Consider the following 12,698-nt stretch of genomic DNA (forward strand, 5'->3'; position numbering starts at 1 on the left):
GCATGAACGGTCCATTCATCGCTCCACGACTGGGCACCTCGTGGCGGCGAAGGCATGAACGGACCATTCACCACCACACGGCTGGACACCTGGTGGCGGGGAACGCATGAACGGACCATTCACCACCGCATCGTTGGGCATCTCGTGCGCCAGCGAGGTGTCCACTCACGGCCCCACGAGTGGACACCTCGCGGCGGGCAAGGCATGAATGGACATTCATCGCCGCGCCTGGCGCCTCGGGGGCGCCAAGGTATGAATGGACCATTCACGGGCGCACGGCTGGGCACCTCGGGCGCACCAAGGCGTGAACGGTCCATTCCTGGGCCCGCGGCTGGGCACCTCGCGCCCTAGCGAACGGTCAGCACAACCGGAAACCCGAAACCCGAAACCCGAAACCCGGCCCGGAACCCCGAACCCCGGCAACTCACCCCACCCGATGCAGCCAGGTAACCGGCGCCCCATCCCCCGCGTGCCGGAACGGCTCCAGCGCCTCGTCCCAGCTCGAGGCCAGCAGCTCGTCCAGTTTGTGCGCCAGCTGCTCCCCCGCGCGGCACGTCGCGACCAGCGTGCGCAGCTGGTCCTCGCCCACGACGATGTCCCCGTTGGCGCTCGTGCGGCCGCGCCACAGCCCCAGCCCGGGCACGTAGCAGAACCGCTCGCCATCCACACCGGCGCTCGGCTCTTCGGTCACCTCGAAGCGCAGCATCGGCCACGCCTTCAGACCGGCCGCCAGCTTGGCGCCGGTTCCGGCGGGCGCGCTCCACGTGCACTCGGCGCGGAGCTGCCCTGGAGCGGCGGGTTGCGCCGTCCACTTCAGATCCACCCGGGTACCGAGGGTGCCCGAAATCGCCCACTCGACGTGCGGGCACACCGCAGACGGCGACGAGTGGACGTAAACCACGCCACGGGTGCTCACTGCTGACCTCCGCTACTCGACGAGGGGCGTCTTCCCCTACGACCTCGCGAGCCTCGGCGCGCCTGCCGTCAAACAACCTTGACGTGACTGCCCATATTGTGCACCCCGGCAGTGGCATTTCGCCACAGGAACCTCAGATGTCGCAGCACCACCACCGCGCGGAGGCCGCCATCACGGCCCCGCGAGCGCCCCCACCGCGGCAACAGTGTCCACCAGCCCGGCCCCCTTGTCGAAGCTCGAACCGCCCTCGTACGGCGCACCATCACGGTACTTGTACGCCGTCGACTTGATCGCGGTCTCGATGTCGCCCGGCGTGGCACCCGGCCGGGCCTGGAACAGCTGCGCCACGATCCCGGTGATCTGCGGCGCCGCCATCGACGTCCCGCTGATCACGTTGTAGGTGCCCAGATCCAGCGGGCCCGGGCCGTTCGACGGCTGCAACCCGGTCGCGCAGATCACCAGGTACGGGCGGCACGCCGACAGGATGTTCTCACCGGGCGCGGACACGTCCGGCCACGTCGACGGGTCCGTGGCGAGCCCGCGCGAGGAGTAGTCCGACACCGTGCCGTCGCGGGTGCCGGTGCCCTGGTCGTTGTACGAGGCCACGGAGATCACACCCGGCGTCGGGTCCTTGCCCGGCGGGTTCGACAGGTCCGCCGAACCGTCCCCGCCGTCGTTGCCGTTCGCCCACACCGTCACGACCCCCTCGGCCGCCAGGGCGCGCTGCAGCTTCACCGTCGCCGACTGCGGGTCGAACTCGCCGCCGCCGCTCGGGCCGTAGGAGTTGTTGATCACCTTGATCGGCGGGCACACCGTGGCGGGCACCCCGGCGCCGCACGGCGCGGCGTGGTTCTCCAGCACCCAGTTCAGCGCGGCGTCCGTACCCAGCACCAGGATCGCCAGGCCGGTCGAGATCGACACGATCTTCGCGCCCGGCGCCGACCCGCCCACGGACGATCCGCCGGCCAGCGTGTACGGCGCGCCCGCCGCGATCCCGGCGACGTGGGTGCCGTGCCCACCGAGCGCGGTCGCGTCGGTGTCGAGCGACGTGGGCACGTCGACGATGCACGAGGTGGTGGTGCCGCCGAGGCACAGGCTCTTGAGGTTGCGCACAACCCGGGTCGAGCCGTCGGCGCCGCGGAAGGCGGGGTGCGTCGGGTCGATGCCGGTGTCGATGATCGCCACCGACACCCCACGCCCGTCCAGCGGAGCGCCGTCCGCGCCGGTGAGGGTCGTGCGCGCTTCGGCGCTGCGGGTGGCCGTCGTGCCGGACGAGCCGAACGCGACGAGCGGGTCGTTGTTCTCCACGTAGCTGACCCCGGCCGCCTTGCGGACCGCGGCGACCTGCGCGGCGGTGCCCGTCGCGGCCACGACGCCGATGCGCGGGAACCGGGTGATCTCCCGCATCCCGGCCGCCTGGACAGCCCGCGCGGCGGTGCCCGCGTCCGCCGCGTGCACCAGCGTGGTGAGCGGAGTCGGCCCGCTCGCGGTGGCGAGCACCCGGCCCAGCGTGTCCGACACGGGCGCGAGCGGGGCCTGGGCGTTCGCCGCGGGGACGGCGCCGGCGAGCGGGACGACGAGAGTGGCGACGAAGGTCGTCGCCCACCGGACGGAGCGCCATCTCATCGGGATCTCCTGATCTGTCGAGCAGCCGTACGACCTACCAACGAGTAGCACACGGATGAGTGACGGTGGTCACGAACCGATCACCAACTGTGCAACAAGGGCGGGTGATTTTCACACCATCGAGCGGCCCAGGCCGGCCGGCGCGCTAGCGTATGCGCGCACGCGGACGGGACCGGGGAGGTGCGAGGTGCGGCTGATCCGCCTGGAACGACAACCCTCGCGCGTCGCCGAAGACGTGCGGGCCGCGCTCGCCGCGCTCGGCCGCGGTGACGACTTCGCGGGCGGTATCGCGCTGGCCGGGGCGCGGCCGCTGCCGGGCAGGCCGCCGGTCGAGGCGATCGTCGTCCTCCCCCGCGCCGTGCTCGTCGTGATCGGCGTCGACCTGCCGGACCCGGCGATCCGCCTCGACGCGCCCCTGACCGGGCAGTGGAAGGCCGACGGCTGGCCGCTCGTGGCCGACGGCGAGGTCGTCAACCCCGCCACGGAGGCCCTCGCGTTCGCCGGCGCCGTCGCCGAACGCCTGCGCCCGGACGTCCCGGAGCACCTGCCGATCGCCACGATCATCGCCGTCGGGCCGTTCGTCGAGGAGATCGAGCAGCCGCCGGCCGACCTCGCCGGCAACGTCCGCGTCCTGTTCCCGACGCAGAACAGCCTGCTCGCCGCGATCGCCTCGCTGACCCCGGCGCCGTGGCCGTGCACCCCGGCCCAGGCGCGCGCGCTGATCGACACCCTCGCCCCGGACACCAATCTGACCGGGGACGCTCTGGCCGCGGAAGGCTTCACCGTCACCGAGGAGTCGGCCACGGTGAAGCTGCCACCGGTCAAGCCGCGCCCGCGGCGGACGCGCCCCGCCGGGCCCGCGGCCGTGCCGCCGGTCGTCCCGCCCGCCGAGGTGACGATGCCGGTGCCCCGCGTCACCGCGGCCGCGCCCGTGCGCACGCCCCCGCCTCCCGGGCCCGTGCCGTGGCGGCCGGTCGGGGCGATCGCCGTGGCGCTGGTGCTGGTGGTCGTCGTGCTCGTCCTGGTGACGACCGGCGGGGACGACGAACCGGTCACCGCGCCCACGACCACCACCGCGGTCACGCCGGTGCGGCAGGCCGTGGCGGGCATCGAGTTCACCAAGCGCGCCTCGGGCACGGAACGCACCTGCGCCGCCCGCGCCTACGGGGACCTGCAGGCGCGGTTGCAGGCGGGCGGTTGCGCGGGCATGGAGCGCGGCAGCTTCGAGGCCACCGTGGACGGGCGGGTGGTCGCGGTGTCGGTCGCCGTGCTCACCTTCGGCAGCGACGAGCAGGCCGCGGCGTTCAAGCAGCTCGCCGACACCCCGGGCAGCGGCGGGATCACCGACCTGGCAACCGAGACGCACCAGTGGCCGCGGGAACCGGACACCGCCGGAGCCGCCTACCAGAGCGCGATCTCCGGGGCCGCCGTCCGGCTGGTGCTGGCCGCCTACCTGGACGGCCAGTCCTCCCCGGAGGACCCGGTCCTGCTGCGGGCGGCGGGCGCGGCGCTGGGCGTGCGGATCAGCTAGCCGATCGCCGCGGCGAGGATCTCCTCGGCGTGCGTCCACAGGAGGGCGCCGCCGGCACCGGGCACGACGCGCCGTTCGGCCCCCGGGATGCGAGAGGTGAGCAGCGCGCCCAGGTCCGGCGAGTGGACGCGGTCCCGCTCGCCGAACCACACCCGCACGGGCACCCGGATCGCGGACCAGTCCAGCCGCCACGGCGACATCGCGATGAGCGTGTCGGTCGCGTAGCCGGCGCCGTCGTTCGCGAACCCCTCGCGCAGAGCCGCGCGGTACCGGGCGAGGAACGCGGGGTCGGTGTACACCTCGCGATCGCCCGGGTCCGCGCCGTCCAGCACCATCCGTTCCATCCCGGCCGGGCCGAGTCCGGCGAAGAACGCCCGCGCGGCCGCCGGGTCCTGCCGCACTCGCGTGACGACGTCGCGCACCGGGCCGGGCAGCCGCGCGAACACCCGCGGGTCGGCGACCTCGTCGGCCGGGGAGACCAGCAGCAGCCGGGACGCGATCCCGCGCGCGGCGGCCGCGAGCCCGAAGACCGCGGCCTGCGAGTTCGCCACGACCGGCAGCGGCCCGCCGAGCCGCGTCACGAGACAGCCGAGGTCGGCGGCGGTGGACGCGGCCGACCGGCCGGGATCGTGCGTCGACGCGCCGATACCGGGGCGGTCCACCGTCACCAGCCGGACCCCGAGCCGGGCCAGGTGCTCGTCGCCGAAGGTCATCGCACGGCCGGTCGCCGCGCCGGCCAGGAACAGAACCGGGGCGCCGGCGCCGGTCTCGGACCAGGCGAGGACCCGGCCGCCGGGCAGCGACAGCTCGTGATCGACGGACACGCGGCCAGGGTCGATCACCGTGACCGCGCCCGGCAAGCGGTTTTCAGAGCCCGTACTCCTCCAGCAGCCGCAGCCACACCTCGCTGATCGTCGGGAACGACGGGACCGCGTGCCACAGGCGGCCCAGCGGCACCTCGCCCGCGATGGCGATCGTCGCCGAGTGCAGCAGCTCCGCCACGTCCTGGCCGACGAACGTGACGCCGACCAGGACCTCGCGCTCGGTGTCGGCGATCATCCTGGCCTTGCCCGCGTAGCCGTCCGCGTGCAGCGACGACCCGGCCACGGCGATGTCGACGTCGACCACCCGGTGCGGCGCGCCGGACTCCGGTTCGGTCAGCCCCACCGAGGCGACCTCCGGGTCGGTGAACACGACCTGCGGCACCGCGTGGTGGTCGGCGGTGGCGCTGTGCTTGCCCCACGGACGGGTGTCCACCGGCTTGCCGGTGGCGCGCGCGGCGATCACGTCACCGACCACGCGGGCGGCGTACTTGCCCTGGTGGGTCAGCAACGCCCGGCCGGTGACGTCACCCGCCGCATACAGCCAGTCCCCGTCCACTTCGGACACCAGCCCGCTGTCGTCCACGGTGATCGGCTTGCCCGGCGCGAGCCCGATGACCTCCAGCCCGAGGTCGTCGGTGGCGGGGCGCCGTCCGGTCGCGACGAGCACCTGGTCGGCGGTGACGACCGCGCCACCGGTCAGCTCCAGCCGGGCGGAACCGTCCACAAGGGAGGCTCGCGCCAGGCCGGATTCGGTGTGCACGCGCACGCCGTCGGCGCGCAGCCCCTCCGCGACGGCGTCACCGGCGAAGTCCGGGTACCGGGGCAGCGGGCGCGGGCCGGTGACGATCAGGTCCACCCGCGCGCCGAGCCGGGCCCAGGCCTGCGCCATCTCGACGCCGACCACCCCGCCGCCGACGACGGCCAGCCGTGCCGGGACCGTGCTGCTGGACGTCGCCTCGCGCGAGCCCCAGACCGGCACTTCGTCCAGGCCGGGGATCGGCGGAGTCTTCGGCACGCTACCGGTACAGACCACCACGGCGTGCCGCGCGCGCAGCACCCGGCCGCCGTCCACAGTGATCTCGCGCTCACCGGTGATGCGGGCGCGTCCGCGGATCGGCTCGATGCCGGCGCCGCGGGCCCACTCGGCCTGGCCGCTGTCGTCGCCCTTGCCGGTGAAGTAGTCACGGCGCTCGAACACCGCCGCCGGATCGAGGGCGTCACCCACCGGAACACCGGGCAGCCGCCTGGCCGCGGCGAGCGCGTTTCCCGGTCGCAGCAACGCTTTGCTCGGGATGCAGGCCCAGTAGGAGCACTCACCCCCGAAGCGTTCCTGCTCGACCAGCGCGGCGGACAGGCCGCCCTTGACCGCCCGGTCCGCCGCGTTCTCCCCCACCGGTCCGCCACCGATCACGATGGCGTCAAAAGTCTCCTCGGACATGGGTCACAGCGCACACCAGCCCGGCGGCCGGCGCAAGTGGGGCGGGTATTCTCAGCGGCAAATCGTAAGTACTGGAGGTTATCGGTGGCGAAGAACACCGCGGTGCAACTACTGGACGACCTGAACGGCGAACCGGCCGCGGAGACGGTGCGGTTCGGCCTGGACGGCGTCGAGTACGACATCGACCTCTCGGACTCGAACGCGAACAGCCTGCGGGAGCTGCTGGCGACCTACGTCGAGGCGGGCCGCCGCACGGGTGGCCGCAAGCGCCCGCCGCGCCGCCTCGCGCCGGTGAAGCGCACCCGTCGCGCGAACTCCCCTGCCACGACGGCGAAAACCACGGGCAAGGTTCCGGCGAAGACGGCCGCCGCGAAGACCACGGAACCGGCGGAGGCCGCTGCGAAGACCACGCGCCGGGGCACGGCCAAGAGCACCACCGCGAAGGCGGCCCGGACGGCGGCGGGCAAGTCCACGAAGAGCGCGGCGAAGAACGCCACCGGAGCCGCGTCGAAGAGCACGACCGCGACGGCGGCGAAGCCGGCCGCTCGCAAGACCGCCAGCAGCACCGCCGCTGCCGCGAAGAGCACCACGCCCGCGACGAAGCCGGCGACTCGCCGCAAGGCGGCCGCCCCCGCCGCCGTGAAGCCCGCCGCGGGCAAGGCCGCCACCGGCACCACGCCCGCGACCCGCCGCAAGGCGGCCACCGCCACCGCGGCGAAGCCCACCGAAGCCAAGACCACCGCGAGCAAGATCACCCCGGCGACGAAGCCCGCCGCCAGCAAGGCGACCGGTGGCGGCGGAACCGCCACCCCGGCAGCGAAGCCCGCTGCCGGTGGCAAGGCGGCCAAGTCCGCCACGGCCGATACCGGTGGCAAGCCCACCCCGGCGGCGAAGCCCGTCACCGACAAGGCAGCCACCGGCGGCAAAACCGCCACCCCGGCGGCGAAGCCCGCTGCCGATGGCAAGGCAGCCACGGCCGCCACGGCCGATCCCGGTGGCAAGTCCACCCCGGCGGCGAAGCCCGTCACCAACAAGGCAGCCACCGGCGGCAAAACCGCCACCCCGGCAGCGAAGCCCGCTGCCGGTGGCAAGGCGGCCAAGGCCGCCACCAAGCCCGCGGCGAAGCCGTCGCGCGCCAAGGCGAAAGCCGCCAACATCAAGCCGGTCGAGACGGCGCCGGCCAAGGAGAACGCCACCGCCAAGAAGCCGGCCGCCAAAAAGGCCGCCCCGGCGGAGAAGGCGCCGCGCAAGACCGTCCGCAAGGCGCCGCCCGTCGTGTTCTCCGCGGCAGGCAACTAGCTACACGCGACCCGTGGTGTCCGCAGGCAACGAGCAAGGCGCCGCCGTCATGTACTCAGCGGCAGGCAACTAGCCAGAGCCACCAGCGTGTCCGCAGCCGGCGGCCGGCTAACGCCACCCGTCGTGTTCTCGGCAGGCAACTGGCCAGGTGCCATCCGTGGTGTCCGCGGGCAACCAGCAAGGCGCCCGTGGCGTTCTCCGCGGGCAACCAGCCATACGCCGCCCAGCGGCGGTGCGTGGCAGGCCGGCTCGCCGCTCGTGGGGTGGTGAGCCGGTCACCTCACCGGTCGATGCCCAGGTGCTCCCGCAGCGTGGTGCCGCTGTAGTCGCCGCGGAAAACGCCCCTCTCCTGCAACAACGGCACCACCTTGTCGGCGAACGGGTCCAAACCCCCGGGCGTCACGTGCGGCACCAGGATGAAACCGTCGCTCGCGTCGGCCTGGACGTAGGTGTTGATCGCCTCGGCGACCGTCGCCGGGGCACCCACGAACGTTTGCCGTCCGCTGACCTCCACCACCAGGTCCCGGATCGACAGGTTCTTCGCCTCGGCCAGCTCCCGCCACTGCCGCACGGTCGCCACCGGGTCCCGGTACACCCGGGTCTGCGCGCGCCCCTTCGCGAGCGCGTCCGCCCCCACCACCGGCTCGACCTCGGGCAGCGGCCCCTCCGGGTCGTAGCCGGACAGGTCCCGGTTCCACACCTGCTCCAGGAACTTGATCGCCGTCTGCCCGCTGACCTGCTGGTACCGCACGATGCTCGCCAGCTCCTCGGCCTCGGCGTCGGTGTCGCCGAGCACGAACGTCGCCGCGGGCAGCACCAGCAGCTGGTGCGGCTCGCGCCCGTACGCGGGCAACCGGCGCTTCACGTCGGCGTAGAACTTCCGCCCCGCCTCCAGCGTCCCGTGCCGGGTGAAGATCGCGTCCGCCGTCGCCGCCGCGAACTCGCGTCCCTCGTCCGAGTCGCCGGCCTGCAGGATCACCGGCCGCCCCTGCGGCCCGCGCGGCACGGTGAACCGCCCCGCGATGTCGAACTGCGCGTCGTGCCGTTCGAACTCACCCGCCCGCGGATTCCGCACGAACACCCCGGACGACTTGTCCGCGGCGACATCGTCCGCGCCCCACGAGTCGAACAGCTCGAACGCGGTGTCCAGGAACAGCTTCGCCCGCTGGTAGCGCTGTTCCTCGGGCAGGTACCCGCCGCGGCGGAAGTTCTCCCCGGTGAACGCGTCCCACGAGGTCACCACGTTCCACCCGGCACGCCCCTCGGACAGGTGGTCGAGGCTCGCGAACTGGCGGGCCACCTCGTACGGCTCGTTGAACGTCGAGTTGATCGTCCCGGTCAGGCCGAGCCGGTCGGTGACCGCGGCGAGGGCGGCCAGCACGGTGAACGTGTCCGGGCGGCCGACCACGTCGAGGTCGTAGATCCGGCCCGCGTGCTCGCGCAGCCGCAGCCCCTCGGCGAGGAAGAAGAAGTCGAACTTCGCCCGCTCCGCGGTCCGCGCGAGGTGCGCGAACGAGGAGAACTCGATGTGGCTGCCCGCCTCCGGATCGCTCCACACGGTGGTGTTGTTGACGCCGGGGAAGTGCGCGGCGAGGTGGATCTGCTTCATCGCGTCGCTCCTGCGTAACGGTTGGCGGGACGCTCCAGGCCGAGCAGACCCCGCAGCGTGGTGGCCTCGTACTCGCGGCGGAACGCGCCGCGCTGCTGCAGTTCGGGCACGAGCCCGCGGGTGATGGCGGTCAGGTCGTGCGGCAGGGCGCCCGGGCGCAACCGGAACCCGGACAGGCCGGCGTCGCGCCAGGCCAGCAGCTGGTCCGCCAGCCGGGCGGGCGTGCCGGTGAAGACCAGGGCGTCGGAGGTGAACTCGGCGCGGTCGTCCAGGCGCGCCTTGCGGTCGCGGGCCGCCTGCTCGGTCTCGTCGAGGAACACCACGACGTCGCCGAACACCAGCAGGCCGTCGAGTTCCCGCGCCAGCGCACCCGCCTCCTCGACGTCGTGCGGGGTGACGAACACGAGGTCGGCCGAGCGGGCGGCGAGCCGGTGGACCTCGGCGAGGTGCGAGAGCACGGCGACCGGCGGCTGCCCCTGCGGCGGGCGCGGCGTGATCGACGGGCCCTTGACGCTGAAGAACCGGCCGGTGAAGTCGATGTAGTGCAGCTTGTCGCGGTCGATGAAACGGCCGGTGGCGACGTCGCGGATTTCCGCGTCGTCCTCCCAGCTGTCCCACAGGCGCCGCACGACCTCGACCCAGTCGCCGGCCTCCTCGACCAGGTCGGGCAGCGGGACCGGGAACTCGCGGCGACCGAAGTGCGCGGCGTCCTCCGGGCTGCTCGCGATCCGGACGCGCACCCCCGCCCGGCCCTGCGAGACGTAGTCGAGGGTGGCGATCGCCTTGGACAGGTGGAACGGCTCGGTGTGCGTGACGATCGCCGTCGGCAGGAACCCGATGTGCCGGGTCAGCGGCGCGACGCGGGACGCGACGAGCACCGCGTCCAGCCGCCCCCGCACGCGGTCGGTGCGGTCGGTCCCCGGTCCGAGCGAGTCCTCGATCGTCACGAAGTCCAGCAGGCCGCGTTCGGCCTCGACCACCAGATCGCCCCAGTACCGCGGGCGGAACAGCTCGTCCGGGCGCGCGTCCGGCTCCCGCCACGCGGCCGGATGCCAGCCCGCGCCCTCCAGTGCCACCGCGAGATGAACCATGCCTCGCTCCTTTCGCCTCCCCCCGTCCAGCGACCGGGTGGCGCGCGCTATTTCGCGTACCACCCGTTGGGACGCCTACCGTGGGAGGCATGTACTCCACGGAGATCGAGGTGACGACCGGCGGCCGCGCCGTCGTGCACGACCTGACCAAACAGGTCGAGGCGTTCCTGGCCGAGGCCGAGGCGTCCGACGGGCTGCTGCACGTCTTCGTGCCGCACGCCACCGCGGGGCTGGCGATCCTGGAGACCGGCGCGGGCAGTGACGACGACCTGCTCACCGCGCTGGACGAGCTGCTGCCGCGGGACAACCGGTGGCGCCACCAGCACGGCAGCAAGGGCCACGGGCGTGACCACGTGCTGCCCGCGCTGGTGCCGCCCTACGCGAGCGTCCCGGTGCTGGGCGGGTCGCCGGCGCTGGGCACCTGGCAGTCGATCTGCCTGGTGGACACCAACATCGACAACCCGGTCCGGCGCGTCCGGTTCAGCTACCTGGCCGGCTGAAGCTCCGGCGCCGCCTCCGCCGGCGCGGACCGCTTCGCGCGCCCCGGCCAGAGGACGACCACCAGGCCGGCGACCAGCATCGCGCCGAGCACCCAGATCCCGGTGGTGACGTCGGGTGCGTCCGGGGTGCCCTGCAGCAGGCTGCGGGTGCCCTCGGTGGAGAACCGGAACGGCGTCCACGACCACAGCAGGATCCGGTAGGCCGGGTTGAGCAGCTCCGGCACCTGCCCGGCGACGTTCGGCGCGAGCAGGTACAGCGGCGCGAGGATCGCCATCGCCCGGATGCCCAGCAGCCGCAGCAACGCGGTCTGCACGGCCGCGAACGCCGCCGCGGTCAGCAGGATGTAGCCGAGCACGTCCCAGCCCAGCGGCAGGGACGAGTCCCACAGCGCCAGGAACCCGGCGGCGACCCCGGTGATCAGTACCGCGGTGACGGTCACCTGCGTGAGGCGCGCGGTCAGGCCGACCCGCCGCCCGGCGCGCTGGGCGAGGACGACCAGCAGCGCGCCCGCGGCCAGGCTGCCCACCCACGCGAGGACGCTCACCGCGAGCGGCGCGGTCCGGCCGGCCGGGCTCGCCGGGTGCACGGTTTCCACCCGCACCGGGGCGGCCGGGGTGCCGGTCGCCTGGCTCAAGGCCGTCGAGAGCGCCTGCCCGGCGCCGGTGAGGGCCTGCTGGGCGATCTGCGTGCCGCTCGGGTTCACCGCGCCCGACACGACGACGCCGACCTGCCCGGGCGCCAGTTCCAGGACGCCGTAGACGTCCTTGTCGTCGAGCAGCCGCCTGGCCTCCGCGGGTGAGGTGACCTGCCAGCTCAGGGCCTCGCCGCTGTGGGTCGAAAGCTGCCCGGCCGCGGCGCGCAGCTGCGGCGGGGCGTTGTCGGGCACCGCGACCGCCACGGGCAGGCCGTGTGGTTCGACCGACGCCTGGACCCCGACGGTGAGGAATCCCAGCACCACCGCGATCACCGCACCGGCCAGGGCCGCCAGTCCGGCTGTCGGCCTCCGGGATGTGCCGGCCATGGGGACCTCCCTGAATAATTTCTGCACACGTTGAATTCATCCACGCTAGCCCGGCAGGGCGATCGAAGTCAACGCTTGATGAATAACGGTCTTGGTAGCGTCAGCGGATGTGACGAGCAGTGCGCACCGCCTGGTGCTGTGGGACATCGACCAGACCCTCATCGACCTGCGCGGCGCCGGCCGCGGCTGGTACCGGCAGGTGCTCGAAGAGGTGACCGGGGTCGCGATGACCGAGATGCCGGACTTCTTCGGGCGGACCGAGCGCGCGATCACCGCCGAAGTGCTGACGCGGCACGGGATCGAGCCGACCGAAGAGCTGATCCGGAAGATGTGGGCGGCGCTGACCGCGGTGTCCGAGCTGGCGCTGCCGGAGCTGGCGAAGCGCGGCCTGGCGCTGCCCGGCGCGGCGACGGCGCTGGCGGGGGTGGCCGAGGCGGGTGCGGTGCAGTCGCTGGTGACCGGGAACCTGCGGGAGGTCGCGTGGCACAAGCTGTCCGCGTTCGGGCTGCACACGCATCTCGACTTCGAGATCGGCGGCTACGGCGACCTGTCCGCGTACCGGCCGGACCTGGTGGCGTACGCGGTGGACCGGGCGCACGCCGCGCTCGGGCGGCCGTTCGAGCCGGCGTCGGTGATCGTCGTGGGCGACACACCGCACGACATCGACGCCGCACGTGCCCACGGCGCGGTCGCGGTCGGCGTGGCGACGGGCCGCTTCGATTCGGAGGCACTCCGGGAGGCCGGGGCGCAGGTGGTGCTGCGCGACCTCGGCGACACGAAGCTGGTGCTGTCCGCGGTGTTCGGCTGACCGAACGGGAAACGGCCCGCCGGGGCGGGCCGTT

11 protein-coding genes are annotated in these 12,698 nt (G+C 73.5%); 4 read left to right on the forward strand and 7 right to left on the reverse strand.

What is annotated here, in order from left to right; translation table 11 throughout:
- Positions 1-424 precede the first annotated feature (424 nt).
- Together L1857_RS28825 and L1857_RS28830 are read right to left on the reverse strand one after the other, a co-directional pair.
- Complete coding sequence (locus tag L1857_RS28825; RefSeq protein ID WP_027934727.1) at positions 425-916, reverse strand: DUF3145 domain-containing protein; 492 nt, start codon at positions 914-916, stop codon at positions 425-427.
- Between the two features lie 171 nt (positions 917-1,087).
- Positions 1,088-2,542 carry a S8 family serine peptidase gene (locus tag L1857_RS28830; RefSeq protein WP_116110524.1) on the reverse strand — a complete coding sequence of 485 codons (1,455 nt, stop codon included), beginning with the start codon at positions 2,540-2,542 and terminating at the stop codon, positions 1,088-1,090.
- Between the two features lie 187 nt (positions 2,543-2,729).
- On the opposite strand from L1857_RS28830, the gene L1857_RS28835 reads away from it, so the two are divergent.
- Positions 2,730-4,073: a hypothetical protein gene (locus L1857_RS28835; protein WP_116110525.1), complete on the forward strand. Its 1,344-nt coding sequence runs from the start codon at positions 2,730-2,732 to the stop codon at positions 4,071-4,073.
- Here the strand turns inward: L1857_RS28835 and L1857_RS28840 are convergent.
- Positions 4,070-4,897 carry an alpha/beta fold hydrolase gene (locus L1857_RS28840; protein WP_240323168.1) on the reverse strand — a complete coding sequence of 276 codons (828 nt, stop codon included), beginning with the start codon at positions 4,895-4,897 and terminating at the stop codon, positions 4,070-4,072. The two genes, L1857_RS28835 and L1857_RS28840, sit on opposite strands and share 4 nt — an antisense overlap.
- Positions 4,898-4,940: 43 nt before the next feature.
- On the reverse strand, positions 4,941-6,335 hold the full coding sequence (locus L1857_RS28845) for a dihydrolipoyl dehydrogenase family protein (protein WP_116110526.1): 1,395 nt from the start codon (positions 6,333-6,335) through the stop codon (positions 4,941-4,943).
- A gap of 36 nt (positions 6,336-6,371) precedes the next feature.
- Between L1857_RS28845 and L1857_RS35490 the strand changes: the two genes are divergently transcribed.
- Positions 6,372-7,634, forward strand: coding sequence for a histone-like nucleoid-structuring protein Lsr2 (locus L1857_RS35490; protein WP_162831034.1), 1,263 nt, complete (start codon positions 6,372-6,374; stop codon positions 7,632-7,634).
- A gap of 280 nt (positions 7,635-7,914) precedes the next feature.
- Here L1857_RS35490 and L1857_RS28855 read toward each other — a convergent pair whose 3' ends face one another.
- Both L1857_RS28855 and L1857_RS28860 read right to left on the reverse strand, forming a co-directional pair.
- Positions 7,915-9,243: an NtaA/DmoA family FMN-dependent monooxygenase gene (locus tag L1857_RS28855; RefSeq protein ID WP_116110528.1), complete on the reverse strand. Its 1,329-nt coding sequence runs from the start codon at positions 9,241-9,243 to the stop codon at positions 7,915-7,917.
- Complete coding sequence (locus tag L1857_RS28860) at positions 9,240-10,334, reverse strand: LLM class flavin-dependent oxidoreductase (RefSeq protein ID WP_116110529.1); 1,095 nt, start codon at positions 10,332-10,334, stop codon at positions 9,240-9,242. Before L1857_RS28860 ends, L1857_RS28855 begins: the two co-directional genes overlap by 4 nt.
- An 89-nt stretch (positions 10,335-10,423) precedes the next feature.
- Between L1857_RS28860 and L1857_RS28865 the strand changes: the two genes are divergently transcribed.
- Positions 10,424-10,834, forward strand: coding sequence for a secondary thiamine-phosphate synthase enzyme YjbQ (locus tag L1857_RS28865; RefSeq protein ID WP_116110530.1), 411 nt, complete (start codon positions 10,424-10,426; stop codon positions 10,832-10,834).
- On the opposite strand, the gene L1857_RS28870 is transcribed toward L1857_RS28865, so the two are convergent.
- A complete protein-coding gene (locus tag L1857_RS28870) occupies positions 10,819-11,856 on the reverse strand; it encodes an ABC transporter permease (RefSeq protein ID WP_116110531.1) in 1,038 nt (345 codons plus the stop codon). The genes L1857_RS28865 and L1857_RS28870 overlap by 16 nt on opposite strands.
- Before the next feature lie 109 nt (positions 11,857-11,965).
- On the opposite strand from L1857_RS28870, the gene L1857_RS28875 reads away from it, so the two are divergent.
- Positions 11,966-12,664 carry an HAD family hydrolase gene (locus L1857_RS28875; RefSeq protein WP_116110532.1) on the forward strand — a complete coding sequence of 233 codons (699 nt, stop codon included), beginning with the start codon at positions 11,966-11,968 and terminating at the stop codon, positions 12,662-12,664.
- Positions 12,665-12,698: the final 34 nt, after the last annotated feature.

This window comes from Amycolatopsis thermalba (assembly GCF_023376025.1).
Lineage (GTDB): Bacteria > Actinomycetota > Actinomycetes > Mycobacteriales > Pseudonocardiaceae > Amycolatopsis_E > Amycolatopsis_E thermalba.

Excerpts from the sequence above, each read along its gene's own strand:
- L1857_RS28830 (WP_116110524.1), bottom strand. The coding sequence starts at position 2,542 with ATGAGATGGCGCTCCGTCCGGTGGGCGACGACCTTCGTCGCCACTCTC.
- L1857_RS28845 (WP_116110526.1), bottom strand. The coding sequence starts at position 6,335 with ATGTCCGAGGAGACTTTTGACGCCATCGTGATCGGTGGCGGACCGGTG.
- L1857_RS28855 (WP_116110528.1), bottom strand. The coding sequence starts at position 9,243 with ATGAAGCAGATCCACCTCGCCGCGCACTTCCCCGGCGTCAACAACACC.
- L1857_RS28860 (WP_116110529.1), bottom strand. The coding sequence starts at position 10,334 with ATGGTTCATCTCGCGGTGGCACTGGAGGGCGCGGGCTGGCATCCGGCC.
- L1857_RS28865 (WP_116110530.1), top strand. The coding sequence starts at position 10,424 with ATGTACTCCACGGAGATCGAGGTGACGACCGGCGGCCGCGCCGTCGTG.
- L1857_RS28870 (WP_116110531.1), bottom strand. The coding sequence starts at position 11,856 with ATGGCCGGCACATCCCGGAGGCCGACAGCCGGACTGGCGGCCCTGGCC.